At 32.0% G+C, this 26019-nt stretch carries 26 protein-coding genes and 1 pseudogene; 9 read left to right on the top strand and 18 right to left on the bottom strand.

The genetic code is table 11. The annotated features are described in order from the left end of the window. Positions 1-267 precede the first annotated feature (267 nt). Complete coding sequence (locus G9F72_RS09025; RefSeq protein WP_224676047.1) at positions 268-423, bottom strand: hypothetical protein; 156 nt, start codon at positions 421-423, stop codon at positions 268-270. Positions 424-508: 85 nt separating this feature from the next. Between G9F72_RS09025 and G9F72_RS09020 the strand changes: the two genes are divergently transcribed. Further along, positions 509-1831 carry a TolB family protein gene (locus G9F72_RS09020; protein WP_164956107.1) on the top strand — a complete coding sequence of 441 codons (1323 nt, stop codon included), beginning with the start codon at positions 509-511 and terminating at the stop codon, positions 1829-1831. Between the two features lie 162 nt (positions 1832-1993). Here G9F72_RS09020 and G9F72_RS09015 read toward each other — a convergent pair whose 3' ends face one another. The 4 genes from G9F72_RS09015 to G9F72_RS09000 form a co-directional block, all read right to left on the bottom strand. Continuing rightward, complete coding sequence (locus G9F72_RS09015) at positions 1994-2392, bottom strand: DUF3221 domain-containing protein (RefSeq protein WP_164956106.1); 399 nt, start codon at positions 2390-2392, stop codon at positions 1994-1996. A gap of 137 nt (positions 2393-2529) precedes the next feature. Next, positions 2530-3933: a sensor histidine kinase gene (locus G9F72_RS09010; protein WP_164956105.1), complete on the bottom strand. Its 1404-nt coding sequence runs from the start codon at positions 3931-3933 to the stop codon at positions 2530-2532. Then, on the bottom strand, positions 3914-4624 hold the full coding sequence (locus tag G9F72_RS09005) for a response regulator transcription factor (RefSeq protein ID WP_164956104.1): 711 nt from the start codon (positions 4622-4624) through the stop codon (positions 3914-3916). Before G9F72_RS09005 ends, G9F72_RS09010 begins: the two co-directional genes overlap by 20 nt. A 216-nt stretch (positions 4625-4840) precedes the next feature. Next, the gene (locus G9F72_RS09000) at positions 4841-5296 is read right to left on the bottom strand and encodes a hypothetical protein (protein ID WP_164956103.1); all 456 of its coding nucleotides are present in this window, start codon (positions 5294-5296) and stop codon (positions 4841-4843) included. A gap of 251 nt (positions 5297-5547) precedes the next feature. Between G9F72_RS09000 and G9F72_RS08995 the strand changes: the two genes are divergently transcribed. Further along, the gene (locus G9F72_RS08995; protein ID WP_164956102.1) at positions 5548-5712 is read left to right on the top strand and encodes a hypothetical protein; all 165 of its coding nucleotides are present in this window, start codon (positions 5548-5550) and stop codon (positions 5710-5712) included. A 75-nt stretch (positions 5713-5787) separates the two neighbouring features. Here the strand turns inward: G9F72_RS08995 and G9F72_RS08990 are convergent, their stop codons facing one another. The 5 genes from G9F72_RS08990 to G9F72_RS08970 form a co-directional block, all read right to left on the bottom strand. Then, the gene (locus G9F72_RS08990; protein ID WP_164956101.1) at positions 5788-6642 is read right to left on the bottom strand and encodes a sugar ABC transporter permease; all 855 of its coding nucleotides are present in this window, start codon (positions 6640-6642) and stop codon (positions 5788-5790) included. An 11-nt stretch (positions 6643-6653) separates the two neighbouring features. Further along, entirely contained in the window at positions 6654-7583 is a 930-nt protein-coding gene (locus G9F72_RS08985; protein WP_202054827.1) for a carbohydrate ABC transporter permease, read from the bottom strand. A 54-nt stretch (positions 7584-7637) separates the two neighbouring features. Continuing rightward, a complete protein-coding gene (locus G9F72_RS08980; protein WP_164956100.1) occupies positions 7638-8921 on the bottom strand; it encodes an extracellular solute-binding protein in 1284 nt (427 codons plus the stop codon). Positions 8922-9146: 225 nt separating this feature from the next. After that, positions 9147-9542 carry a hypothetical protein gene (locus G9F72_RS08975; protein WP_164956099.1) on the bottom strand — a complete coding sequence of 132 codons (396 nt, stop codon included), beginning with the start codon at positions 9540-9542 and terminating at the stop codon, positions 9147-9149. A gap of 341 nt (positions 9543-9883) precedes the next feature. Continuing rightward, complete coding sequence (locus tag G9F72_RS08970) at positions 9884-10456, bottom strand: glycerol-3-phosphate responsive antiterminator (RefSeq protein WP_164956098.1); 573 nt, start codon at positions 10454-10456, stop codon at positions 9884-9886. Positions 10457-10875: 419 nt separating this feature from the next. Between G9F72_RS08970 and G9F72_RS08965 the strand changes: the two genes are divergently transcribed. The 4 genes from G9F72_RS08965 to glpK all read left to right on the top strand — a co-directional run bounded on the left by G9F72_RS08965 (position 10876) and on the right by glpK (position 15598). Beyond that, positions 10876-12315 carry an NAD(P)/FAD-dependent oxidoreductase gene (locus tag G9F72_RS08965; RefSeq protein WP_164956424.1) on the top strand — a complete coding sequence of 480 codons (1440 nt, stop codon included), beginning with the start codon at positions 10876-10878 and terminating at the stop codon, positions 12313-12315. Between the two features lie 15 nt (positions 12316-12330). Further along, positions 12331-13590 (top strand): NAD(P)/FAD-dependent oxidoreductase, encoded by a 1260-nt coding sequence (locus G9F72_RS08960; RefSeq protein WP_164956097.1) that lies wholly within the window; start codon positions 12331-12333, stop codon positions 13588-13590. 6 nt (positions 13591-13596) lie between these two features. Next, positions 13597-13962, top strand: a complete 366-nt coding sequence (locus tag G9F72_RS08955) for a DUF1667 domain-containing protein (protein ID WP_164956096.1) — start codon at positions 13597-13599, stop codon at positions 13960-13962. A gap of 142 nt (positions 13963-14104) precedes the next feature. Next, entirely contained in the window at positions 14105-15598 is a 1494-nt protein-coding gene (glpK, locus tag G9F72_RS08950; protein ID WP_164956095.1) for a glycerol kinase GlpK, read from the top strand. A 158-nt stretch (positions 15599-15756) separates the two neighbouring features. Here glpK and G9F72_RS08945 read toward each other — a convergent pair whose 3' ends face one another. The 5 genes and pseudogenes from G9F72_RS08945 to tnpA form a co-directional block, all read right to left on the bottom strand. Next, entirely contained in the window at positions 15757-16410 is a 654-nt protein-coding gene (locus G9F72_RS08945; RefSeq protein WP_164956094.1) for a (Fe-S)-binding protein, read from the bottom strand. 29 nt (positions 16411-16439) lie between these two features. Then, complete coding sequence (locus G9F72_RS08940) at positions 16440-17867, bottom strand: alpha-amylase (protein WP_164956093.1); 1428 nt, start codon at positions 17865-17867, stop codon at positions 16440-16442. Positions 17868-18042: 175 nt separating this feature from the next. Beyond that, positions 18043-18237, bottom strand: a complete 195-nt coding sequence (locus G9F72_RS08935) for a gamma-glutamylcyclotransferase (protein WP_164956092.1) — start codon at positions 18235-18237, stop codon at positions 18043-18045. A 211-nt stretch (positions 18238-18448) separates the two neighbouring features. Further along, positions 18449-19909, bottom strand: coding sequence for a transposase (locus G9F72_RS08930; RefSeq protein WP_224676046.1), 1461 nt, complete (start codon positions 19907-19909; stop codon positions 18449-18451). A gap of 15 nt (positions 19910-19924) precedes the next feature. Continuing rightward, a pseudogene (gene tnpA, locus G9F72_RS08925) lies at positions 19925-20326 on the bottom strand (IS200/IS605 family transposase). A 344-nt stretch (positions 20327-20670) separates the two neighbouring features. Here tnpA and G9F72_RS08920 point away from each other — a divergent pair. Next, on the top strand, positions 20671-21375 hold the full coding sequence (locus tag G9F72_RS08920) for an FTR1 family protein (protein WP_164957974.1): 705 nt from the start codon (positions 20671-20673) through the stop codon (positions 21373-21375). A gap of 405 nt (positions 21376-21780) precedes the next feature. Further along, entirely contained in the window at positions 21781-23256 is a 1476-nt protein-coding gene (locus G9F72_RS08915; RefSeq protein WP_164957973.1) for a 4Fe-4S dicluster domain-containing protein, read from the top strand. A gap of 87 nt (positions 23257-23343) precedes the next feature. Here the strand turns inward: G9F72_RS08915 and G9F72_RS08910 are convergent, their stop codons facing one another. Further along, positions 23344-23508, bottom strand: a complete 165-nt coding sequence (locus tag G9F72_RS08910; RefSeq protein WP_224676045.1) for a hypothetical protein — start codon at positions 23506-23508, stop codon at positions 23344-23346. Positions 23509-23575: 67 nt separating this feature from the next. Here G9F72_RS08910 and G9F72_RS08905 point away from each other — a divergent pair, with 67 nt between their 5' ends. Further along, complete coding sequence (locus tag G9F72_RS08905) at positions 23576-23881, top strand: hypothetical protein (RefSeq protein WP_164957972.1); 306 nt, start codon at positions 23576-23578, stop codon at positions 23879-23881. A 62-nt stretch (positions 23882-23943) separates the two neighbouring features. Here G9F72_RS08905 and G9F72_RS08900 read toward each other — a convergent pair whose 3' ends face one another. Both G9F72_RS08900 and G9F72_RS08895 read right to left on the bottom strand, forming a co-directional pair. Next, on the bottom strand, positions 23944-25182 hold the full coding sequence (locus G9F72_RS08900) for a sensor histidine kinase (RefSeq protein ID WP_164957971.1): 1239 nt from the start codon (positions 25180-25182) through the stop codon (positions 23944-23946). Positions 25183-25208: 26 nt separating this feature from the next. Then, positions 25209-25919, bottom strand: coding sequence for a response regulator transcription factor (locus tag G9F72_RS08895; protein ID WP_164957970.1), 711 nt, complete (start codon positions 25917-25919; stop codon positions 25209-25211). Positions 25920-26019 lie beyond the last annotated feature (100 nt).

The raw sequence follows: 26019 nt of genomic DNA, 5'->3' as shown, positions 1-26019 counted from the left end.
AATCTGAATTAATATACACGTTGATAAAATACTAATTATTATACAGTTTTTATTATCTTACTAAAGTTCTTATTATTTTAATCATATTTTATTTTTTTCGAATACCGGCATTAAATTTATGAAAATAAGTTTAAATAAGGACGTAGTTTTTATAAAAATGGAGTATTTTGATGTTTTTTTTTAATAATCGTCAAAATTATAAATGTGCAATTGTGTTAATATTTTACTTCAATGAATATTTATTACAAAAGTTATTTAAATATCAAGCTAAAATCTATTTAAAAATATTAAATCTTCATCAAATATTTCCTCTAGGTAATTTTGCTTATTACTAAGATTTTCAAAACACTCTATAAATTCTTCTAACCTCTTAATAACATTTTGTATAAAAATGGTACTAAATTCAAAACTGGTAACGAACATTGCTATATATCCAGCAACTTATTTATAATTAATCAAGGAAACAGGGAATGCTATTTATAAAAAGAAAGGTTGGTGGTATGAAATCATGATAGGTTTAAAAATAAAATCGGAACGGCTAACAATTATAATGTTGTTGCTAATTACTATTATCATTACAAGTGGTTTTGTAGTAAAAATCAGTGCAAGCGAAAAAAGCACAGTTAAAAAAATGAATGTTGTGGTAGTTAGGAAAAATGAATTACTATTGGTTTCTTTAAATGATAGCGAAAAAAACATTACTTTAGATAGTGGCGGTACCTTTTCGCGACCTCTTATATCCCCTAATAATAAACAGGTTTCATACCTTAAGGACAATGTTTTATATATTACGACGGATAATCTTGAACATATAAAAGTAGCAGATAATGCGTCACAACTATCCTTTGCATGGCAAGATGAAAATTCATTGTTATACTCCCCTACCTCTGGTGGCTTATATGTTTATGATGTTGTAAATAAAACTAGTAAACCATACCTTAAGAATGAATTTAATTATCAAAATATTACCTTAGACAGAAGTGGAAAAATATATGCAGAACAGTATCTTTTCTATAAAAAGAATGGCTCTGATTATATAAAAGATTACGGTGTACTATTCTTTGACCCAGTAACAAAGGGTGAAAAAATAGTTATAAAATCAATTCCAAACAAAATGGAATCAGGTGGAAATTTAGGTATGTACCCCATCATAACTGGGATATCAAAGGATGATAAGTACCTTTATATATGGAAACATCCGCATTCAGGGTCTTTGGCAGCAGACGGAGTTGATTTGGCTGTCTATGATATTCACAATAATAAATTAATAGAATATACTAACCCAAACATAATTTCACTGGCCTATAGTGATAATATATCTCCAAACCCTAAAAACAGCAGATATTTAGCATTAATCTATGGTTGTGGCAGAGATATGGATAATAGCAAAGATTTAGTTGTTCTAGATGTTTTAACAGGCAAATTTCAGTCCTTAGCCCCAGGGGATGAAGCAGCCATGACGCCTTATTACAAACGTGATGGGAAAACCCTTCTATATGCTTCCTCTCCAGAAGAAAAACAGGGAATCCTAACCTTATCTGAGTGGTTTTCAAATGGGAAGCACCATATTTTTAGTATTGATACAACTACAAAACAAATAAAACAGCTTACTTATAATAAAAATTATTTTGATTTTTCACCAAGATATATTGATAACAAGTGCATTATATTTTTTCGTAGTGATAAAAATGAAAATGTATCCATTTGGAAATGCGACAATGGTAAAGAGTGGCTGCTTGCTGATGGTCTAATCTTTTACAATAATATGAATTATCCAAGTCAAAGTTATTATGGCCATTTTAACACTTCTCTGTTTACCGATATAAAATAGCAAGTCAAGGAACTCATGACATAAAAAAAGAACTCCATTATTGGAATTCTTTTTTTGACCTTGTTATATGGTTTTTTTAGCCTCTTTTACTAATTTTAACTCTGATATGTCAAGTGCCACCCACGTGGCAAGTGGCAAGTTTACATTTATTCAAGTTCCCAACTACTTCTTAGCTTCATTAACATAAACCGATGTAGCGGTTGCTTGCATAGGATAAGATTCCTTTATTTCTCCCTCAATGAAAATTTCAACATGATTACCTATTGCAAATTTACGACTTACATTGTGATAAGGAATAGAGGTTCCTTCAGTTACATTTTCAAAAAAATTAGTCTTACTGTCTATACTTACCCAAATTTGCCCTTTTACATTGTCTGAAGTAGAATCCACTAAAATTGCTTTTCCATCTTCTTTTACCTCTAATACATTCCCAATAACCGTTGGTGCCATCAACTTGGCACTTGATACTGGTGGTTTTTCTGTTATCTCTTTACTTTTACATCCTACAAGCATTACAGCTGCAAGCATACTAATTATAGTAAAAACAATTATTTTTTTCATAATATCGCCCCTTATATTTTAATTTTTTATTTACACTTATATTATTTAGACGATACTAATTATAAAGAAGTTACGAATTTTTAGGTTTCAACAAAAATAAATTTCGACGAAATTTTTAATCAATGTTTTAATTATTATTAACCCTGCTTTTTGATCTCAATCCAAACCATAGTCCCTTTTCCTTTTGTGCTTTCTACTCCATATTTAAATCCATGTGATTCCAGGATAGTCTTTACAATAGTAAGTCCAAGGCCATTACCTGCGGATTTTATCCCTTCCACTTTATCTGTTTTATAAAATCTCTCCCATATATGCTTTAAGTCCTCTTCTGAAATGCCTATTCCAGTATCCGCAACTTCAACCCTAATGTTTTTTTCATTTTCTATTGCCCTTATATTTATATATCCAGATCTACCAGTATGGTTAAAAGAATTATTTACAAGATTATACATAACCTGCTCTATTCTTATTTCATCACCTTCTACTAATACATCTACATGATTCTCAAGAACTATAGTAACTGCGGTTTTCTCACTTAAAATCTGGAATTTCGCTATGATTCTTTCTAAAAGCTCATTAATATTAAACTGTGTTTTATTCAAATTAACATATCCAGCCTGTATTTGAGATAAATTAAGAATGTCATCAACGATTTTAGAAAGCCTCTCCGATTCCTCTATAATAATTTCAAGCTGTTTATTCCTTTTTTCTGCAACATTTCCTGTAACATCTCTAATTGTCTCAGCATAGCCACGGATAAGACTTAAAGGAGTACGTAATTCGTGGGATACATTAGCAATCAAGTCCTTTCTCAGTTGATCAATTTTCGATAATTCTTCCCCCATATAATTAATAGTGGATGCAAGTCTGCCGATCTCATCTCTGCCCTTTGATTTGATTTTAACTGAAAAATTACCTGAAGCCATGGCTTCGGATACTTTTGTAATTTCAAGTATAGGTCTAGTAAAACTTCTAGCCAAGAAATAAGCAAATATTAGTGCTGTAAAAAGAAGAATTAATGTAATGTAAAATAGCTGTACCTTTAATATGGCGGCGGTATCTTTTACAGGGGCTAAAGGCAAACTTATAAGGAGCCCCCCTTTAAACTCACCTTGTACTTTAAGAGGTAATCCAATAAGTATAAAAGTATTGTGAAATTTGGGGTGAATTAAAGATAGCGTTACTTCCTTTCCTGCCGTAATATCATTAAGAGCTTCAATCCTTGAATTATTCATCATCATAGGTATCTGAGAACTGCCACTATTTGAGCCTACACTATATAGAGTTTCTCCCTTTGAATCCAAAAACTCAACGTTAGAATTGGTTTCGCTGGCAAATGACTCAAAAGTACTTTCATAATCTTTTCCACCGTCCACATTTAACCCTTCAAGAATAGAATAGCCTTTGCTTTTAATCTCTGAAATTTTTATCCCTGTATAAAATTTTTCTAGAAACACAATTTGAAAAAGCCATAGCATAACAAGCATCACTAGAACAAGTGCTATCATTCCTGACCAAAGTTTAAGAGCTATGTTTTTCATTTTTTTCACCCACCTCGAACTTATATCCTGTTCCCCAAACTGTAACAATAAATTTCCTATATTCACTTATACTTTCACGGAGCATTTTTATATGTGTATCCACTGTTCTATCATCCCCAAAAAAATCGTAGCCCCAAACCTCATCAAGTAGCTGTTCTCTAGCGTATACTCTGTTTGGATTCTTTGCAAAAAAAATAAGTAAACTATATTCTTTAGGGGTAAGTGTAACTATATTACCATTTACATAAGTATTTCTTGAATCAAAGTCTATGACAAGCCCCTGGAATGCAACTGTATTTTCTTTTTTAGCTTCAAGATCGATACTCGCACTTCTTCGAATTATTGCTTTCATACGTGCAAGAAGTTCCTTGGGGCTAAATGGTTTTATTATATAATCATCCGCGCCTTGCTCAAACCCGAAAAGCTTATCATACTCTTCTCCCCTTGCCGTAAGCATAATTATAGGAACATTTGAGGTTTTACGTATTTCCCTACATACACTCCAGCCATCTATTTTAGGCATCATTACATCTAATATAACCAATGAATATTTATTCTGTTTAAATAGTTCTAGTGCTTGTACCCCATCGGCAGCTTCATCTATATTATATCCCTCTATACTGGTATATTCTTTTATCATATCCCTCATGCGTTCTTCATCATCAACTAGAAGTATCTTTTCATTATCCATATAAATCCACCTCTTTCTTATAAAACTTATTATACTATAATTTTCTCACACAAGATGCCTCCATGTAATATTATTCACAAAATTTTGAGGGGCTATAATTTATGGGTAAAACTAAGCAAACTACTTTTAAAGAATTATATATTTAAGAAAAACTGTTGAAATATACTTACATATTTCAACAGTTTTCATGGCTTACTTGCCAATCTTTAATTCCCTTTATTTTGTAGTTCCTTGTGTTGTGTTAACGCATCCGGCACCATTACGTTGTCCTGATCCTTGACCCACACCTTTACCCATTCCTCGTCCTTGTCCAAAACCTACACCATTTTTTTTACCTGTTCCATCGCAAGTTACCTGATTAGTCTTGATATCATTATAAATTTTGTCCGCCTCAGCCTGAGTTAAGTTTCCATCTTTTACTCTTTGATCTAGTATTAATTTTTTCTGCTGGAGTGAAGCTGCTTTAAACTCATCAAACTTTCCTGCTTCACTTGCAATTGTTCCATAGGTTTTTCCAGAAGTTCTTTCTTTTGCAACCTCTTCTATTGTTTTTCCTGTTAAGCCTGCTGTTATATCCGCTGGCGATTTAGTAGCTACCACTCCGAATACAACGCTGGTACTAAGTACACTTATTACTGCCATGGATAAAACAATTTTTTTAATATTTTTCATAAAACACACACTCCTTATATTTTTTTATTTACTTTATATCTTTATTATAGGGACCAATTGTGATAGAAGTATGATAGAATACAGAATTATTGGTGAATTTTTAAAAATTATATTTTTTTAAGACAATCTATATAAGAAATAATTAATCCATTATAACAATTAATATTCGTTCATAATCATTGATATAATTTAGATTTAGGGTTATAGTATAATAGATAAACTAAAAATATTAAAAAGGGAGAGGATTATTAATGACAGATAAAGAAAAACAAACTAAAAAATTGAGCCCTGAGGAATCAGCAAAAATAGAAAAAGATAACCTTGAAAAAGCAAAAAAAGAAGCTAATTTTGTACCACAACCATCCGATTCTGAATTTGATATATGTGGACCTTTAGATTGCGACAAACAACTTTAAGCTATCTAAAAAAGCAATCTCCTTACCTTAAATTTAATTTTAGGTAAGGAGATTGCTTTTTTAAAATTTTATCTACTAACCTTTAACACTACCTACGGTTAATCCACCAACAAGGTATTTAGATAAGCAAATAAATAATATCATTACAGGCACAGCTGTAATTAAAGCCCCTGCTGAGTAAATACCCCATGCAGTTGAAAATTGCCCTTGCATACTTACAAGTCCAACGGGCAACGTTATTTTTCCCGCTTCATTAATGATTACACTGGCAACTATATATTCAGACCAGGCTCCCATGAATGAGAACAACGCTGTTAATGCAACAGCAGGTCTTGCAAGTGGTAATATTATCTGATAAAAAGACCTAAATACTGAAGCTCCATCTACGTAAGCACTCTCTTCAAGTGACTTAGGAATAGTATCATAAAAACCCTTCATCATCCAAATGTTAAAAGGAATTGAAGTAGATACATAGATTACTGCCAATGCAATATAGCTATTTGTCATCTTCAAATTAATTATCATTAAATATAGTGGTAACAGTGTCATAGCTAATGGAAACATCTGAGTAACTAAAATTAGTGATAATCCCATTTTTTTACCTCTAAATTCAAACCTAGAAAATGCATATCCTGCTGTAACAGAAAGCAATACACTAAAAGCACAGGCGGAACCTGATACAATTAAACTATGATAAAGCCATCCTAACATATCATATTGTATAAAAGCTTGTCTGAAATTATCAAAGGTTGCATTAGGGGGAATTATACTCAAAGATTTAGAAAACAATGCATTGGCTGGTCTTAAAGCTACTGTTAATATATTTAATATTGGATATACTGAACATATACACGCAACTATTAAAAATGCATATATTAATATTATTTTCGGAAGCGAATCGCCTCTATTAAATTTATCACTTTTCTTCATACAAATCACCTCTAATCTTCTGATTTTTGAGCTCTAATAAAGATTGTACTAAATGCAAGCAAAATTAAGAATATAATAACTGAAAGCGCTGCTGATTGACCATACCTGAAATATTGGAATGCTCTCTTAAATACCATAGTTATAAGAATCTGAGATTCATCTGAAGCAGAACCACTTGTAATTAGGTATATTACATTAACCATATTAAATGTCCACACTGTTCCAAGTACTATAGCAGGAGTAAGTATTGGCTTTAAAAGTGGTAGTGTTATATTTTTGAATTTTTGAAAACCCGTTGCTCCATCAAGATCTGCAGCTTCATATAGCTCATCTGGAATACTTGTAAGTCCACCAAGAGATATCATCATCATAAAAGGAATTCCAAGCCATATGTTAGTTATAATACATGCTATAAATGTCCAACTGGGTATAGATAGCCATGGAATTGCTGCTGCACTTCCAAATAAATGTGTTAAAATAATATTAATAGAACCGAATTCTACATTATACATACCTTTCCAGGTCATTGCAGCAATATACTGTGGTACTGCCCAAGGTAGAATTAGTAAAACTCTTATAAATGCTTTACCAGGTAATTTTCTATTTAAAACTATTGCAAGAAATAATCCAATGGAAACATGAAAAAACACATTGATAGCAGTCCATAGTACTGTTCTTATTAAAGTAGAATAAAATAAACTGTCAGCAAGTACATTTTTGTAATTATCAAATCCAATAAAAGGATATTTCTGACTTTTCAAATTTAATAGTGTAACGTTTTTAAATGAAATTATTATTTCATATATAAGTGGATATGCTACAACAAGTGTTAAAACTATAACAGCTGGTGCTAAAAAAAAGAAAGGGGTCATTTTACTTTGTCCTATTCCAAAACTACTATTACCTTTTTTCTTTTTTATTTTTTTAACAGTCCCGTCCATGTGAATGCTCCTTTCTTAGAAGAAAAAGGGGATTTCTCCCCTTTTAAATAAAAATTATAATCCTAAAGCTTTTATTCCATCTTCAGCTTTCTTCTGCATAATTGCTCCTGCAGCTTCTGGCTTTGTTTTTCCTGATAATACGTCTTGTTGAACTGGTTTAATAGCATCCCAAATAGCTCTCATTTGTGTAATAACTGGCATTGGTGTTGCTACTGCTAATTGATCTTTTTGTCCTGCTATTAATACATTTCCTGTAATCTTAGCATCTTTCATAGCTTCAAGATTAGATGGAGTTTGTTGATGTGCATCAACCATTTTTAATTGTGCGTCTTTTGAATTTACAAACATAAGGAAAGCTTTAACTGCTGCTAATTTATCTTTGTCTGTTACTCCTGCAGATACTGTATAACCTTTAACAGCCGAGTAAGGAGCTGGGGATTTACCGTTTATTGTAGGTATTGGCATTATACCAAAGTCGATTCCAGCTTTAGTATAGTCTCCAAAGCCCCAAGGTCCATTGATTTCAAATGCAGCTTTTCCACCTTTGAAAAGGTTGTCAGCTACTGTTCCATCTGCTTCTTTAGGGATTAAGCCTTCAGTGTGAATCTTTTTCATGAAAGTCATCCATTGCGCAACAGCTGGTGTATTTAGTGTTGGTTTAGGAGTTGCTGCGTTAACATCATCAAATACTTTACCATCAAAGGCTCCTAGGAATCCAATTGAAAAGAATGGTTCAATTGTATTGAAAACTAAACCGTATTCTACTTTTCCGTCTTTTTTAAGTTGTAATCCCATTGCTTCTAATTCTTCAAACGTTTTTGGAGGAGTTGGAACTAATTTTTTATTGTAAGCAACTAAAACTTCATTACCATTTCTATCTGGAAGCATATATTGTTTTCCTGAAAATTTAGCCGCATCTAATGCATTCGGATCTATTGTAGCCATGAAATCCGCTCCAAGAATAGTATCAATAGGTTGTACTAAACTTCCAGGAACAAATACTCCAAGGTTATCATTTGGTCCAAGAACTATATCAGGTCCTGTTGTTCCGAGTGATGCTGTTGTATAATTTTTTCTTAACTCTTCTGTTTCAAAATGTGTTCTTTTAACTGTTATGTTTTTGTTTGCAGCTTGAAATTCAGTGATCAATCCATCAAGTATTTTTTGTGCATTCGGATCATCCTGCTCCCATAGTGCTAAACTTACTGGCTTAGTTGATTCTACTGCAGCTGGTGTTTTTTCTGGTGTAACAGCTGCTTTTTTTGTACATCCTGCCATTGATCCTATTACTAAAGTAGATATCATTGCCATAGCGATTATTACTTTGATTTTTTTCATTTTCTTTCCCCCTTAATATTATAAAATAAAGATTTTAACTACCCATATAATTATTTACAATGCAACCGGTTTTAGTGATTTGTGCAACCGTTTGCTTAATTTTATTTTACTATTAGTTTTCTTATATGTCAAACCATTTTTTTGAAAATTGTTTCAATTAATTTATTTATTTTAATTTCTAATATTAAAGGAGCCAATAAAAACTATTGACTCCTAAATATTTTATTAAACTTCAAAAATTACAGCTTTATTTTGAAGTTTCAAGATTCCCTTGTTAACTACTACCACTGTGCCATCGACAAGGTTAGTATATTCACCATCAGCAACATTTACACCTATCCCACCTTGCAGTTTACCTACATTAAATATTCCAATAAGCTGTTTGTTTTTAAGCTTGTAGGATGCTAATATAACGTCTTTATCCTGGGCCATATAAATTTCATAAAAGCCCTTAGCCATAATTTCATTCTTTTTTATCTTTCCCAGAGTTTTTAATTGTTCTATAAAGTCTTCCTCTATAGAACGTAAATTAATTTTATCCCCATCAAAAAGACTTGGTATGTGAAATTCTTGTGCTTCCTGCCCAGCATATAAAAGTGTACATCCCTTTTGGAAATACAAAAAAACAGGATACATTCCATTCCAATGGAGTGTAAATGATTAAGTAAGCTCGTGAACTACTCTCCACTTAAGAGGAATGTTCCATTAATTCCATGATTTCTTACATATACAGAGTACATTACCTTATTTCGTAAAGACACACTAGTATTGGTAGCCATAAAACACCTCTTTCTATTTATTATTGTTTCTTATTCCCTATTAATTCATATTATTTTGTGCAAACGAGTGCATAAAATGATAAAAAAAAATAAGGAACAACGATTTCAAAGTAATTATACTTTAATTCATTGTTCCATTCAATGGCGAAATAAGTGCATTAAAAACTGAACCACTTTTTTTTGCTACTCCTCAGATAGTGTCCATAATTCTTGTTTTGTTGTTGAAATTGCCATTGCTCCTGCACTAATTGATTCCATTATATCCTTTTTAGTTTGAATTAAGCCTCCTGCAATAATTGGAACTCGCACCTCATTTTCCATACTTTTAATAATCTTGCTTGCAACCCCAGGCATAACTTCTACAGCATCTGGAAGTACCGATTGTATATTATGTATTCCTGTTCTTAAGGACAGTGAATCCACCACAAATATTCTCTGTATAACACAAAAATTTAACTTTTTCCCGTTTTTTATATTTGTTGCCCTTGTAGTTATAATCCCGTAGGGCTGACCACATTGCTTTATAAAAAGAAGTCCTGTATAGTCTCCCTTTAATCCTTCTATTAAATCCACATGAACAAACACTACTTTGCCTGCCTCTTTAAGCCTCTTACATATTTCCTTTAGATTTATAATGCTTCCATACAATACAAACACAATAAGAACACCACTATGAATTACTTTTTCTAAATCTTCTTCATTTCTTATGGCTGCAATAACCGGGTTTTCTATTAGTAATTGATCTAGTTTTCCCAAATATGTATCCTCCAAAAATTTATTTTATTTATATAGAAAGTTATAATAAAAAAGAACAATACAACTTTAATTTATAGTTGTATTATATTCAGGATTTTTAATTAAATTAAGTTTATCACAGTGTTATTTTTCTTTCAAGTCAATTTATTTATTCCGCTTTTATATGTTTTGATTTTATATTAAATGGATAAAAAGAATCTTTAAATTTAAATTAGAGCATTTCAAGTAAACCATTTGCTTTGATTACGCTTATATATCCATTATTTGGTCTTATAGTTATTAGGACTTGCAATTGTTTACTTATTATGTTATTGTTAAATTAAATAAAGTAGGGGCGGAGAGAAGAGAGCCTTGATCTATAGGTGTTTTATACCTATTTTTCAAGGTTCTCTTTTTGTTTGCGTTTAGGAGGTAATATGATGTTTGATGTAACTATTATTGGTGCTGGTATTGTGGGCTGCTCAATATCAAGAGAACTATCAAAATATAATTTAAAAACCTGTGTACTTGAAAAATCTATTGATGTGGGGTCTGGAACCTCAAAGGCAAATAGCGCTATAGTCCATGCAGGACATGATGCGGATCCAAGTACTTTGAAGGGAAAATTAAACGCCATAGGTAATTCAATGTATACAAACCTTGCAAAAGAATTAGATTTCCCTTTTAAAAGAAATGGATCATTGGTTTTATGTTTTGACAAGGAAAACCTGTTGGATCTTGAAAATTTACTTCATCAAGGAGAAGAAAATGGAGTGCCTGGTTTAGTTATTCTAGGCGAAGATCAAGTTCGCGAAATGGAACCTAATATAACTAAAGCCTGCGTCGCTGCATTATATGCTCCTACTGGAGGAATAGTTTGTCCATATGAAATGACTATTGCTATGGCTGAAAACGCATATACCAATGGTGTGAAATTCGAATTTGAAACTGAAGCCACTTCCATAGAAAAAAAATCAAATAGCTATATTATAAAAACTAATAAAGGTACCATAGAAACAAAAATAATTATAAATGCAGCTGGTTTATTTTCAGATGAAATTAATAATATGGTAAGCGATCACAAGTTTAAAATACTTCCCAAACGAGGTGAATACGTTTTATTTGATAAAGCTGTAGGAGATTTAGTTACAAAAACTATTTTTCAACTTCCTACTAAACTTGGAAAAGGTGTTTTAGTTACTCCCACTGTGGATGGTAATCTTCTTGTTGGTCCTGATGCTGTAGATGTAGATAGCAAGGCTAATCTTTGTACAACTAAGGAAGGTATTGATGATATCTTATTGAATGCAGGGCTCAGTATTCAAGAGCCACTTCCTATGAATATGGTAATAACTTCATTTGCAGGTAACAGAGCAAAAAATATTTCAAATGATTTTATAATTGGGGAGGCCGTGGACGCTAAAAACTTTATTAATGTAGCCTCGATTGACTCTCCAGGTTTAACTAGTGCTCCAAGCATTGCTGTAATGGTAGCTGATATAGTAATAGAGAAATTAGCACCTGAAAAAAGTGAAGGATTTAGTCCGATTAGAAAAGGTATAAGAAAATTCAGAGAAATGTCAAACGAAGAGAGAAAAGAAATAATCAAGGAAATCCCTGAATATGGGAAAATTATTTGCAGGTGTGAAACTGTAACAGAGGGAGAAATTTTAGATTCTATAAGAAGACCTCTTGGAGCAAAAACACTTGATGGAGTTAAAAGACGTACAAGAGCTGGAATGGGTAGATGCCAATCAGGCTTTTGCGCTACAAGAGTTGTAGACATACTTTCAAAAGAACTTAATATACCTCGTTTTAAAATTACAAAATCAGGTGGGGATTCTATTTTATTAACTGGCAAGAATAAAGAATCACTATAAATTGGAGGAATATATATGCAAGAATATGATTTAGTCATAATTGGTGGCGGTCCAGCAGGCCTGGCAGCTGCAGTTTCTGCAAAGGATCAAGGGATAAACAGCATTTTAATTATAGAAAGAGATAATCAATTAGGTGGTATCCTTAATCAATGTATTCATAATGGTTTTGGTCTCCATACCTTTAAAGAAGAGTTAACTGGTCCTGAATATTCAAAACGATTTATTGATAAGGTTACTGCTCTTGATATTGAATATAAGCTAGATACCATGGTTTTAGATGTAAATGATAATAAACAAGTTACTGCTGTAAATACCGAGGATGGTATTCTTGAGATTCAGGCAAAAGCAATTATACTTGCAATGGGATGTCGTGAAAGACCAAGAGGCGCTTTAAATATACCTGGAGCAAGATGTTCAGGTATTTATACTGCAGGAACAGCCCAAAAGTATGTTAATGTTGAAGGCTTAATGCCCGGCAAAGAAGTAGTAATACTTGGTTCCGGAGACATTGGACTTATAATGGCAAGAAGAATGACTCTAGAGGGTGCAAAAGTAAAGGCTTGTATAGAACTCATGCCCCATTCAAGTGGTCTTAAGAGGAATATTGTACAATGTTTAGACGATTTTGATATTCCACTAAAATTAAGCCACACTATAACTAATATACATGGGGGAGATAGACTTGAAGGAGTTACAATAGCCGCGGTTGATGATAATAGAAAGCCAATTGTTGGTACTGATGAATATATTCCTTGTGATACATTACTCTTATCTGTTGGACTTCTACCTGAAAATGAACTTTCTAGAAAAGCAAATGTTAAACTTTCTAGAGTTACAGGAGGACCTGAGGTAGATGAGAGTATGCAGACAAGTATTTCTGGGATATTTACCTGTGGTAATGTGCTTCACGTTCATGATTTGGTAGATAATGTAACAACTGAAAGCTACACTGCCGGTAGAAATGCTGCAGATTATATAAATGGAATTCACCATGAGGGTTTGGGTACTCCGATTTTCGCAACAGATGGTGTTAGATATACAGTACCACAGACTATCAACCCTGAAAATATCGGTGATGGTATAGATGTTAGATTTAGGGTGGGCGAGGTCTATAAAAATGCTTATATATCTGTTTACTTTGATGAAGCTAGGGAAATGCATTTAAAAAAGAAGATTCTGACTCCTGGTGAAATGGAAAGTGTTAAATTAACTAAAGCAGTTTTTGATAAATATAGTAAATGTACGAAAATTACTATAAAAGTAGAAAAGGAGTAGTATATTATGAGTACTAGAGAATTGACTTGTATAGGCTGTCCAGTGGGTTGCGCTCTTACAGTAGAGCTTTCTGGCAATGAAGTTATAAGTGTATCCGGCAATAGCTGTAAAATCGGTGAAAACTATGGCAAGAAGGAATGCACAAATCCAACAAGAGTTGTTACGACCTCTGTTTTGGTAACAGGCGGAAAAAGTAATATACTTCCTGTAAAGACTGAGAAGGATATCCCAAAGAATTTGATTTATGATTGTGTAGGAGCGCTAAAAAATGTTTCAGTAAAAGCTCCCATCCATATAGGTGATGTGGTACTGAAAAACGTACTTAACACAGGAGTGAATATTATAGCAACTAAGGATATTGAAGAGGCATAGTGCCACCCACGTGGCAAGTGGCAAGTTGCCCCCATTTGATAAGTTAAATTATGATAAATTCACGGTATTAATGAAGATAATACCGTGTTTCTATAAACTTCAAGTAAACGGTTTCTAATAAAATTAAGGAGTGTAAAAATTTATGGCTAAGTATGTAATGGCACTAGACCAAGGGACAACAAGTTCAAGATGCATTTTGTTTAACAAAGAAGGACTAATTGCAAGTGTAGCACAAAAAGAATTTACACAGATATTTCCGAGTGCAGGTTGGGTTGAGCATGATCCTATGGAAATTTGGGCTACTCAATTAGGTGTAGCACAAGAAGCTATGGCAAAAATTAATGTAACAGCAGAAGATATCGCGGCTATTGGTATCACAAACCAAAGAGAAACTACAGTGGTTTGGAATAAACACACTGGCATTCCTGTATACAATGCAATAGTTTGGCAGTGCAGAAGAACAGCCGGTACCTGTGATGAATTAAAAGCTATAGGTTTTGATAAAGTGGTAAGAGACAAAACTGGCCTTATACTCGATGCTTATTTTTCTGGAACAAAAGTAAAATGGATACTTGATAATGTTGCTGGTGCTAGAGACGAAGCCGAAAAAGGAAATTTAATATTTGGAACTATAGATACCTGGTTAATTTGGAAATTAACTAGGGGAGAGGTTCATGTAACAGATTATACAAATGCTTCCAGAACAATGCTATATAACATTCATGAATTGAAATGGGACGATGAACTACTTAGCACTTTGGATATACCTAAATCAATGCTTGCGCAGGTAAAACCCTCAAGTTGTGTTTATGGATATACTGATAATTCAATATTTGGTTCTCCTATAGCAATAGCTGGTGCAGCCGGCGATCAGCAGGCTGCCTTATTTGGACAAACCTGTTATCAAGCAGGAACAGCTAAAAACACTTATGGTACTGGTTGCTTCTTATTAATGAATACTGGTGAAAAAGCAGTTGATTCCCACAACGGTTTGCTTACAACTATAGCTTATGGTATTAATGGCAAAGTTAACTACGCTCTTGAAGGAAGTGTATTTGTTGCAGGAGCAACTATTCAATGGCTAAGAGATGAATTAAGAATGATAAAGAATGCACCTGAATCAGAAGAATATGCTACCGCTGTTGAAGATACAAATGGTGTATACATGGTTCCAGCATTCGTCGGACTTGGTGCACCATATTGGGATCCATATGCAAGAGGAACAATAGTTGGTTTAACTCGCGGAACTAAGAAAGAACATTTTATAAGATCAGCCCTTGAATCCTTAGCTTATCAAACAAATGACGTATTAAAAGCTATGCAAGAAGATTCAGGTATCACACTTAAAGCCTTAAAGGTTGATGGTGGTGCATGCGCTAATAACTTCTTAATGCAGTTCCAATCTGATATATTAAATGTTCAAGTTGACAGACCAGAAGTTATCGAAACAACAGCTTTAGGCGCTGCATATTTAGCAGGACTGGCAGTTGGATATTGGAAAGATCAAGAAGAAGTTGCAAAAAATTGGGCACTCTCTAGATCCTTTGAATCAAAAATGGGAGAAGAAAAGAGAGTACAACTTTTAAAAGGTTGGCACAAAGCCGTTGGAAGATCAATGGACTGGGAAGAAAAATAAACAAAAATATTCATCAAACTTTATAACAGAAGTAATTGGAACCTTTGTATTGGTTTTTGTTATATTAGGTGTGTTAAGAAAAATATCATTTAACAAAAGCTGGAGCCTCCATCAAAATGGAGGCTTCAGCTATAATATTGCATCATCGAAGATGATGATTAATGTTCATTTATAAAATCATTAATCTCCCCATGCCACTCATCTGGTTCAAAAGTACCGGGGATTGTATCCTCTCCAAATAAAAGGTCTACCAAATATCTTGGTTTTTTACCCCCGATGTACATGGATTTAGAACAAGAAACGCAATAAACAACAACATCGCAAGCAGGCATCTCTTCCGCACGTTTTTTCATTTGCTCTTTAACTTGCTCCACAGGAAGAACTCCATAAAAACTATCTCCGCAGCAAGTACCCTTTGTTCTTGTTTTTTCTGGCTCTACCGCAACAATATTCATTCTTTTCAATAACGTTCTTACTGCATTATGAACCCTTTCCTGATGCCTTGTAGGACACGCATCCAAAATTGCCATTTCTTTTCCTTTATAATCAGGAAATAAAAATGTTTTACTCTGTGCTAATACCTCCCAAAGTGAAATTGTTGTTATTCCTTCATAGAGTTCTCTATAACGTCTATCACAGCCAGCACAAGTATTTATTATTTGTGTTCCCGTTTCTAAATTTGGTTCATGTCTACAGCAAGTTAGATATTCATCTATCTTACCTAAATCACTATTTAAAAAGTCTAGCACTTTTCTTCCTAGCTCCGATTTGTAAATCATCAAGGCACACCCAGGTGCGAATACTTTTTTCATAATACTCCCCTACCAATCCTTTTTATTTTTTAGACTATACACCAAACAGAGTGTGAATTTCCATTAACAGTGAAATCACCATTACCATCCTCGGCTATTTTAATTTCTCCTGGAATATTTCCAGTTATATCTACAAAGGTCTTGCCTGAAAGTTTTTCTCCAACAAACATCTTGATACAACCACCGTTCTCCCCATTAGAAATTAAGGCAGCTAGTCCATTTTCTCTTGTCCATCCTACAAGATGTGCATCATCAAAATAATCATGCTGCCATCCATAAGCAAAATCTTTTCTAGCTTTTAATAATTTATCTAAATGATCCTTTAGTGGAGCTATATTATTATTTGGTATTCCATAATAATCCCCAAAGAAAACACAGGGTATCCCTTCTTGTCTTGTCAAAATAAATGTATATGCTAGTAAACTAAAGGAATTATCTACAAAGGACTCAAGCGACTGTCCAGGTTGAGTATCATGATTGTTCACAAAAGTCACTGAGTTTTCAGGATAACAGCTTATTAAGGTATTTGACATTAAACCCCTTAAATCATAATTTTCTTTTTCCTTTGCTGATGAAAAAAAGTTATAGTGCAGAGGTACATCAAAAATATTAAATGCATGGTTGGTATCTTCAACATACTTTTTTAAAACATTCAAATCTGCACTCCAATATTCTCCTACTGTAAACATCTCTTTTTTTGTAACCTTCCTTATATCATTAATCCACTTATTGAAAAATTCATAATCTATATGTTTTACCGCATCTAGTCTAAATCCATCTAGGTTTGCTATTTCTGTATACCACAATCCCCACTTTAAGAGTTCTTCACATACTACGGTTGAACTAACATCAACATCTGTAAGCATAAGATAATCATAGTTACCATTTTCTGAATCTACATCCGAGTCCCAGCCCTTAGAAAGTCCAGTAAATTCGAATATAGCACTTTCTTTTTTATTCTCATCCCAATCTACCCCATTAAAATGTTCCCAGCTCCACTTAAAGTCTGAGTACTTATTATTTCTTCCTACGAAGTTGAATTTTGTCCATGCCTTTATATCATATTCGCCAGATATTTTATTGTTTCTATTTGAAGGGGCTACTTTAACTACCTTTACCCACTGCGTGTCGTCTGCTCCCCCTTTCTGATTTAAAACTATATCCGCTATTATTTCAATTTTATTTTTGTGAGCATCTGCTATTGCCTCTATGTATTGATCTTTTGTACCATATTTAGTTCTAACAGCTCCCTTTTGATCAAATTCTCCAAGATCATATAAATCATAAACACCATAACCGGTATCATTAATACCACCACCGCCTTTGTATGCCGGTGGAAGCCAAAGAGTATTTATACCCACTTCGCTTAATTCTTTACTGTGCTCTTTTAAAAAGTTCCAGTGTCCACCATCTGAGGGCAGATACCATTCAAAAAATTGCATTATAGTTCTATTCATATAAGTTATCCCCCATTAATATTAGTATGTGTTTACTTTAGATTCCCCAAGGTTGAATATCATAACCAACTTTAACTTTTCCTGAAACATCACGGTTATACATATAGATATAAGCCTCTTGAGTCTCATCCTTATAATTGATTACCTTAATTGATTTTCTTATGTATAAGTTTCCTTATTCTTCAAGTATATCTAGTTTTCTTAATATATTACTATCAATAATATAAAGCTGACCTTTAACCTTACCATTCTCACTGTGAATTATACCAGGGTAACTACCTAAATCATAAAGTTCAAAACCCTCTGCTATAAAATCCCCTGCAAATTTGGCCTCTGAGAGAAATCTTTCATGATTACTATTTCCACTCATAAGAGTACCCTGATACTCCCACGCCTAAAGGTATGGGGTTCTTAAATACATTATCTTCTCCTATACTCTCATTTATATAAAAACTATAAATTACAACATATAAGAACTAAACAACCTCTCTAAGACTTTCACTACCAATTATCCTAATGGATAAATTAACGATAGTATAAGGCTCATATCAAAACCTATTAAATTTTTTATTAATTTGTTTTTATATTCCCATACTTGATATTTTTTTATTATTACTGCTTAATAATCTATTAATTTCTTTATCATGCAAATGCTTAAAATTATCATAAGTTCCAAAACATAAATCCCTATCTATTTCTTCTAAATTTTCTTTTACATTCATTATTAAAAAACTACTATATAAGTCTCTTTGAATTTTAATTTCTTTATTATCGACATTGAATATATTCCAACGTTCACTTAATTCTTTTTTATTATACTTCTCATCAAAATGGTTATACTGTGATGCTTTTATTTTATAAGTATTAACTTTATATAATTCAGTATTATTCCACTTTAATTTATTGTCTAATATAGTTAAAAGCATACTTGGGGCTTTATTTGCTAAAGACTTTCCAAATCTTTTTTTCTTGTTAAATTTTCCTATTTTCTCGTTAACGGTAGTATTTTGGGAACGTTTCTGCAATCCTTTATAGTTCATTGTTTCTACTAATATCCTATCCCCTAAACTCACTATTTTATTAGCTAAAATATTATGACTTTGCTTTCTTATATCAGCTTGTTTCCTTTGAATATCTCTTAATTCATTTTGAGTTTTAATATATTTATTTGATTTAACCCATATTAATTTTACACCATGTTTGATTGTTCCATTTTCATTAAAATTATTAGGATTATTAATTCTTCTTTGTCTATCTAGTTTTCTTAATAATCTTCTTTTAATTGTTTCAATATTATTAACCTTGGGTGCTAATTCTAATAATTTAACCTCATGTTTTGAGGCAATCCCTATAGTTTGAGTACCAATATCTATTCCAACATTACCCTTTCCAATACTATTTTTAACTTCCCCAGTTTCTTTATTATATTTAATAGGAGGGATACCATCTAAAACTAATTGAATATAATATTTATATTTTCCACGAATAAATTTTCTAACTATTCTACAATATTTAACTTCGTTTAATAGCGAAATTTCTGCATATTCATCGTTGTTTTTAACAATAAGGTTGATTTTAAGCCCATTCCAAATTAATTGATTATCTTTAAATCTAATCCCCGTTCCATTGGACTTCCCTTCAACACTGTTCATTTCTCCATATTTCTTAAAACAAACCTTATTTGCAGTATGGAACATTAATCCTTGAAATGCACTAAAACACCTTGAAGCTATCTTTTGAGTGCTGAAGCTATCTACGTTATTTTTAAAATGTTTTTGAATAGGTTTTACAAACTTATGAAGTGAATACTCCGTCAAACTATATTTTTTATTTAATTCATTAAATTGTTTATTACGTTCTTTTCCTTTAGCAATTTTAACAACTTTCTTATATTCCTTAGACTGTCTCATATAATTATATCTTTTATATAATTCTCCTAAACAGCTATTATATATATTCCTACTTATTTCTAATCTCTTATCTAAAATATCTTCTTGATATTTTTCTGTATCTAGTTTTAATGTTAATATATAATTTGACACAATATTCACCTCCTTTTAATATCTTGTTTTTTGATTTTCCACATATTTTTTTACCGTTTCACTACTCACATTTCCCGCAGTTGATATAAAATAACTTCTAGTCCATAAGCTAGGCATTTTCTTTAATTCGTTAAACTCGTCTCTCAAAACCCTACTTGTTACACCCTTTATTTTTTGCATAATATCAGAGGGACTTAATGTTGAAATGCAATTCAAAAACATATGAGTATGGTCTTTATCACATTCTATTGCAATGATTTCAATTTCCAACTCGTCACATATAAATTTGACCACATACTTAAATCTTTTCTTCCATATTAGGTATTAAAAATATTTTTTTCTATATCTTGGGCAAAATATAAAATGATAATTAATTAAACTTACTGTAGTTTTAGTTGTTCTATATTTATTTTTCATAATTAAAGTATATCGCAAAATGTGTATGTGTAAACAACATTGTACACAAATAAAAAAATTAATTTCTTATGCTATCCATCCCACACCTCAAGGAGTTGGCTTTCCGCACAAATTCATTGTAATAGCCAGTTTATATAAAAAACTGATTTAATAATTAGATTTACCTCTTCTCCGTGATAATCTTCTTTTAACTGGTAATATCCTACATGCTTAAACTAAATTACTTCCTAAAACTTATTAATATTTATTATTAAATGTCATACATCTAAGTGTTCCATAACTTTAATTATGCATATTATATAGTGTAGACAAGTCTACAAGTGTCGAGTAGGAGGTGATTAACGATGCTTGCTCCTTTTATAATATGCATAAGAGAAGGTATAGAGATTTTCTTAGTTATTATTCCTCTAGTAGTTTATTTTAACAAAAATAAACTATATAAGATGACTAAGAGCGCTTTACTAGGTGGGGCTTTAGGAACGTTTATTGCAGCTATAACTGGGTCAATAATATTCTCACAAGTTGCATTATTAAACGGTCCTACTGGAGAATTATTTGATGGATTGCTAGGTTTAGTATTAGCTGTATTAATATTATACAGTATAGTACTTTTAAGGAAAAATAAATCTTTTAACACTACTCCAAATGAACAATTTGTTTCATTAAGTCAAAAGGGAGTATTTATTTTAGCAGCTATAACATTCTTTAGAGAATTATTAGAAGTAACATTATTTATCTTAACTAGTTCAACTGGTTCTCCGCTACTGGTGGCAGGCTCATCTGTATTAGGTTTAGCAGTTGCAGCTTTAATTGTTTATATAGTTTCTAGGGGGATTTCTAATTTTAATATAGGCCTAGTATTTTATATGCTAAATCTATTTTTAGTAGGGCTTGGAGCGTACTACTTGGGTGATGGCTTAGATGTATTATTTGGTAGTTATGTTCCTGATGTTTTTAAACTGGGCGTGTTAGTATACGCAATTCCTAGTTACTTTATATTAATAAAATATGATTTAAAAAGATATATTAACTCTAATAAAATAAAATAACACTGTTTTAAGTAAAAATTCCAAACAAACAAATTCATATTTGTTTGCTTGGTTTTTTAATTTTTCTACCTTTTATCTTTATGAAAACATTATCATTCCTTTAATTTTTGCGGGTACCAAATTGGCCCACTTGCTCATTTGTCAACATAGTGATAATATTATTATGTATTTAAAACTATTTACTGGCAGTAATATATATATGAAAAAGTAAACATATGTATTGGTAGTAACTGTCATTTAAAGATTCTTTGATGTACTTAATGGGCTTCAGAAGTTAATTGAAGAAAATAAAGATTTGATTAATACATTCTCAATGATAGGTAGTAAATATCCTTTACTCCTTGTTTGAATTTTAGAATTTGATATTTATATCACAATATCACAAAAATAGGAGAGGCGATAAATATGAAAACTTTCGATAATGATATACAACTTATAAAATACGAGGTAATAAGAGAAGTAGTTAAACTTGCTATTAAAGGAACCCTAAAAAAAGAAGGTAAAAATCTATTTAAGGTTCTTGTTCCAGGCCCTAAAGCAAGAACCCGTTGTTGCATTCATAAGGAAAGAGCAATTATTGGTGAAAGAATAAAACTTGTAATGGGTGGAAACAAAAAAAATAAAAATGTTATTGAGGTAATTAATATTGCTTGTGATGAATGTCCCATACAGCGCTTTTCTGTTACTGAAGCATGTAGAGGTTGCTTAACTCACAAATGTATTCAAGTATGCCCCGTGGGTGCAATTCAATCAATAAATCGACACTCTTACATTGACCCAAATAAATGCATTGAATGTGGTAAATGCAGAACTGCTTGCCCATACAACGCAATCTCTGACGTTAAGAGACCTTGTATTAGAGCTTGTGACGCGGGAGCCTTAAGTATTGATGAAGATAAAAAAGCAGTAATCGATAATAAGAAATGTATCCAATGCGGTGCTTGTGTTTATCAATGTCCTTTCGGTGCTATTATGGATAAATCCTCAGTTGTAGATATTACTAATATATTACTAGCATCAAAAGAAGATAAAGATGTACATGTATATGCTGTGGTTGCGCCCGCAATTTCTAGTCAATTTACTTTCGCTAAACTGGGTCAAGTGGTATCAGGTATAAAAAAAATGGGTTTTAAAGATGTAATAGAAGTAGCCCTTGGTGCAGATATGGTAGCACAAAATGAAACAAAAGAATTTGCAGAAACCATTGAAGAACTCAAAACTATGACAAGTTCATGTTGCCCAGCTTTTGTCTCTTACATCAAGAAGAATTTCCCTGAACTCGGTAAACATGTTTCAAGCACAGTTTCCCCAATGATAGCAATTTCAAAACTCATTAAAAATACAGATCCACTAGCTAAAATTGTGTTTATTGGACCTTGTACAGCTAAAAAAATGGAAATAAAAGAGGACGATATAAAAGGTATTACTGATTACGTAATGACTTTTGAAGAACTACAGGCAATGTTTGATGCTTTCGAAATCAATCTTGAAGAATGCGAGGAACTTCCCTTAAATAATGCTTCTTTTTATGGTAGAATTTTTGCTAGATCAGGTGGTCTTACAGAAGCCGTAAAACACTTAGTTGAAATTGAAAATATTTCAGTTGAATTTAAGCCTATAACTTGCGACGGTCTTATTGAATGTGATAAAGCCTTGAAATTATTAAAATTCAATAGATCAAACGGTAATTTCATTGAGGGAATGGCTTGTAGTGGTGGATGTATAGGTGGCGCAGCCTCCCTTAATCATGGTCCAAAAGATAAAAAAGAAGTAGATAATTATGGAAAGTTAGCCATAGAACAAAATGTTAATGATTCACTAAGAGTTATGAAATTAGAAGAAATTGACCTCCATCGAGGTAAAAACTTTATGTCTAAATAATGTTTGAAAATTAATATAGCATGTGAATTATTAAATATTCAACATAAAAGAGCATCAACTAAATAAGTTGATGCTCTTTTATGCATTCTATTTTATATGAAAAACAATAGCTTCGTATGCCCTTAAAGTTAGTTTTTCAATATTATTTATTGTATCTTTATAATTTGAAATCAAGATAGTAGCATTACTTTTCTCCATTGCAACCTGCCAAACATTAAGAATTTCTTTTAATTTCAAGAAATCAAAATCCATAATCTGAACTAACTTAAACTGTGTTATAATTTTAATATATTTAAAATTATACAGGAGATGATAAACCATGGATACAAATATAATAATAAAACTACTACTACTTTTAGTACCAGCTGGCCTATTCCTATACTTTGATGAAAAACTATTAATTAGCAATAAAGTACAAGCAAAGTTTAAGATAACTAACTTTTTAGGATTATTTGCTTTTATAACTATATCTTTAGTACTTAGTGCAATAGTAGTTGCAACAATATCAATAGTTTTACATATATCTAATGCCTTTACCTATGGGCTTCAATCTATTCTAATGGGACTGCTTTTGGGATTATTCTCAAATATACAGAAGAAAATAAGAAGAAAAAAAGGCAAATAAGATTCTTGATACATTTAGATAAGGTGGCAGTTACTAAAGACACCCTATTTAAATGTATTTCCCTATACTATAAATGTAATAATAAATCTAGTTCCTATGTCTACCTTACTTCGAACTTCAATCATTCCATTATGCGCTTCAACTATTGATTTTGAAAGGGCCAATCCTATTCCAATAGATTCACTTTTCTTTGAGGTTTTTGCTTTATAAAACCGCTTAAATATATTGGGCAAATCAGACTCACTTATACCTTCTCCTGTATCTTCTATTATAATTCTTATATACAAAGGGTTTTCCATTAGCTCTAAATTTATAGTTCCGCCCACAGGAGTATGTTCTATGCCATTTTTAATAATATTAATAAGTGCCTCTTCAAGCCACAATCTATCATGCTTAAAAACTATCTCTTCTTTTTCTTTAAACGTAATAACGACCTTAGCCTCAGATGCTTTGCTTTCTAGTGCATCTATTACATCTTGCACCGTTTCATTTAAGCTTTGCTCCTCTTTCACAATTTCTATGGCTTTAGCATCTAATTTAGCTAGCTTTAGTATATTTTTAATGAGCCAGTTCATCTTTTCTAATTGGTTTTGATTATTTAACAAAAACATGGACCTTTGCTTTTGAGGTAATTCCTTTGTAACCATAATATCATTATATAAAATTACAGATGAGAGTGGAGTTTTTAGCTGATGAGATATATCTGATAATAACTCCACCAGAAATTGTTTTTCACGCCTTAGATCACTTAAATTACTTCTAATGATATCCCTCATAGAATTAAAAGAAATTGCCAGCTTTGAAAAATCCCCTTCTCTACTTTCATTGATTGCTATGTCATAATCTCCCTCCACTACCTTTTTTGCAGCGTCCGTTAATCTTCTTATCCTTTTATAAAAAAAACTATGTTGAAAATAATTTAGGGTAAATAATATAGTCGTCATAAGAATAAAAATTAAAATAATGGAATAGTTGTTCTTTATAATTGCCCCACTTACATATGGGAAAAGTGCATCCTCTAAATCCTTTGTTACCCCATACTGTTTTAAAAAAGCACTTCCACGTGCAGCTTCATCCCTAGAAACCTCTTTTGTAATAAGAGGTATAATTTCCTTCTCCATTTCCGGATTTTTCAAAGCTACCCTTTCAGCAATTGCTCCCAAGCTTTTTATATAATCAGCCTTTAAGTTATCATGGCTAATTTTTAAAGCTAAAGAAGTAATAAGTAAAAATATTGTCATTAATAACAAAAGAACGCTGCTGCTTATTTTCAATTCAGAATTAATAAAATATCTCTTCATATTATTCTACTCCTTAGTTAGCACCTTCAGTGCTGTATATCCTTATTCCACTTATACCCTAGTCCACGTTTATTAATTATATACTGAGGGTCTCTTGGATTGTCTTCTATTTTCTCTCTTATCCTCTTAATATAAACTGATAATGTGTTTTCATCAAAGAAAGGGTCTTCCCCTTCTAATAATTCACACAATATCTCATCTCTCTTCATTAAAGCATTAGGTTTATTCATAAATATCAATAAAAGCTTATATTCTTGTGCTGTAAGATTTATGATTTCACCATTTTTTCTAACTGTTCCTTTTATATTATCAACTAATATATTTTCACTTTTCAATATACTTTCTACTGACATATCTTTAGAGCTCGTTACATTTTTAGAATTGCGCCTTATAGATGCCTTTATTCTTGATAAAAGTTCTCTAACGCGAAAAGGCTTTGTTATATAATCATCCCCACCTATTTCAAGCCCCTGAACGATATTAACCTCATCGTCACAAGCCGTTAAAAATATTATGGGCACATCACTTTTGTTTCTTATGTACTTACATAATTCATATCCATTACCATCAGGCAAGTTTACGTCTAGTAAAATCAAATCAAACTGCTCTAGATGGAATAGTTTTTTTCCACCTTCTACAGTTGAAACTCTAGATACCTCATATCCACCATCTTTTAGGGAAAACTCTATGCCAAGGGCCAATGATTCATCATCTTCTACTAATAATAATCTATCCATGTCGTTCACCTCATTCTAAGTATTTCAAAGTATTAACACCTTAATAATACCTCAATTATTGGTTAAGTTAAAGCAAACCTACAGATGTAAATAAGAAAAG

The organism is Clostridium estertheticum, from assembly GCF_011065935.2.
Classification (GTDB): domain Bacteria; phylum Bacillota; class Clostridia; order Clostridiales; family Clostridiaceae; genus Clostridium_AD; species Clostridium_AD estertheticum_A.
Note: the sequence above shows the minus strand (reverse complement) of the source record. Positions and strands in the feature narration are given on the sequence as shown.

Coding starts and splice junctions, on each gene's coding strand:
- G9F72_RS09000 (WP_164956103.1), bottom strand. CDS start 5,296: ATGAAAAATATTAAAAAAATTGTTTTATCCATGGCAGTAATAAGTGTA.
- G9F72_RS08900 (WP_164957971.1), bottom strand. CDS start 25,182: ATGAAGAGATATTTTATTAATTCTGAATTGAAAATAAGCAGCAGCGTT.
- G9F72_RS08915 (WP_164957973.1), top strand. CDS start 21,781: ATGAAAACTTTCGATAATGATATACAACTTATAAAATACGAGGTAATA.
- G9F72_RS09005 (WP_164956104.1), bottom strand. CDS start 4,624: ATGGATAATGAAAAGATACTTCTAGTTGATGATGAAGAACGCATGAGG.
- G9F72_RS09025 (WP_224676047.1), bottom strand. CDS start 423: ATGTTCGTTACCAGTTTTGAATTTAGTACCATTTTTATACAAAATGTT.
- G9F72_RS08990 (WP_164956101.1), bottom strand. CDS start 6,642: ATGAAGAAAAGTGATAAATTTAATAGAGGCGATTCGCTTCCGAAAATA.
- G9F72_RS09010 (WP_164956105.1), bottom strand. CDS start 3,933: ATGAAAAACATAGCTCTTAAACTTTGGTCAGGAATGATAGCACTTGTT.
- G9F72_RS08965 (WP_164956424.1), top strand. CDS start 10,876: ATGTTTGATGTAACTATTATTGGTGCTGGTATTGTGGGCTGCTCAATA.
- G9F72_RS08895 (WP_164957970.1), bottom strand. CDS start 25,919: ATGGATAGATTATTATTAGTAGAAGATGATGAATCATTGGCCCTTGGC.
- G9F72_RS08960 (WP_164956097.1), top strand. CDS start 12,331: ATGCAAGAATATGATTTAGTCATAATTGGTGGCGGTCCAGCAGGCCTG.
- G9F72_RS08920 (WP_164957974.1), top strand. CDS start 20,671: ATGCTTGCTCCTTTTATAATATGCATAAGAGAAGGTATAGAGATTTTC.
- G9F72_RS09015 (WP_164956106.1), bottom strand. CDS start 2,392: ATGAAAAAAATAATTGTTTTTACTATAATTAGTATGCTTGCAGCTGTA.
- G9F72_RS08935 (WP_164956092.1), bottom strand. CDS start 18,237: ATGAGTGGAAATAGTAATCATGAAAGATTTCTCTCAGAGGCCAAATTT.
- G9F72_RS08905 (WP_164957972.1), top strand. CDS start 23,576: ATGGATACAAATATAATAATAAAACTACTACTACTTTTAGTACCAGCT.
- G9F72_RS09020 (WP_164956107.1), top strand. CDS start 509: ATGATAGGTTTAAAAATAAAATCGGAACGGCTAACAATTATAATGTTG.
- G9F72_RS08995 (WP_164956102.1), top strand. CDS start 5,548: ATGACAGATAAAGAAAAACAAACTAAAAAATTGAGCCCTGAGGAATCA.
- G9F72_RS08940 (WP_164956093.1), bottom strand. CDS start 17,867: ATGAATAGAACTATAATGCAATTTTTTGAATGGTATCTGCCCTCAGAT.
- G9F72_RS08985 (WP_202054827.1), bottom strand. CDS start 7,583: ATGGACGGGACTGTTAAAAAAATAAAAAAGAAAAAAGGTAATAGTAGT.
- G9F72_RS08910 (WP_224676045.1), bottom strand. CDS start 23,508: ATGGATTTTGATTTCTTGAAATTAAAAGAAATTCTTAATGTTTGGCAG.
- glpK (WP_164956095.1), top strand. CDS start 14,105: ATGGCTAAGTATGTAATGGCACTAGACCAAGGGACAACAAGTTCAAGA.
- G9F72_RS08955 (WP_164956096.1), top strand. CDS start 13,597: ATGAGTACTAGAGAATTGACTTGTATAGGCTGTCCAGTGGGTTGCGCT.
- G9F72_RS08945 (WP_164956094.1), bottom strand. CDS start 16,410: ATGAAAAAAGTATTCGCACCTGGGTGTGCCTTGATGATTTACAAATCG.
- G9F72_RS08980 (WP_164956100.1), bottom strand. CDS start 8,921: ATGAAAAAAATCAAAGTAATAATCGCTATGGCAATGATATCTACTTTA.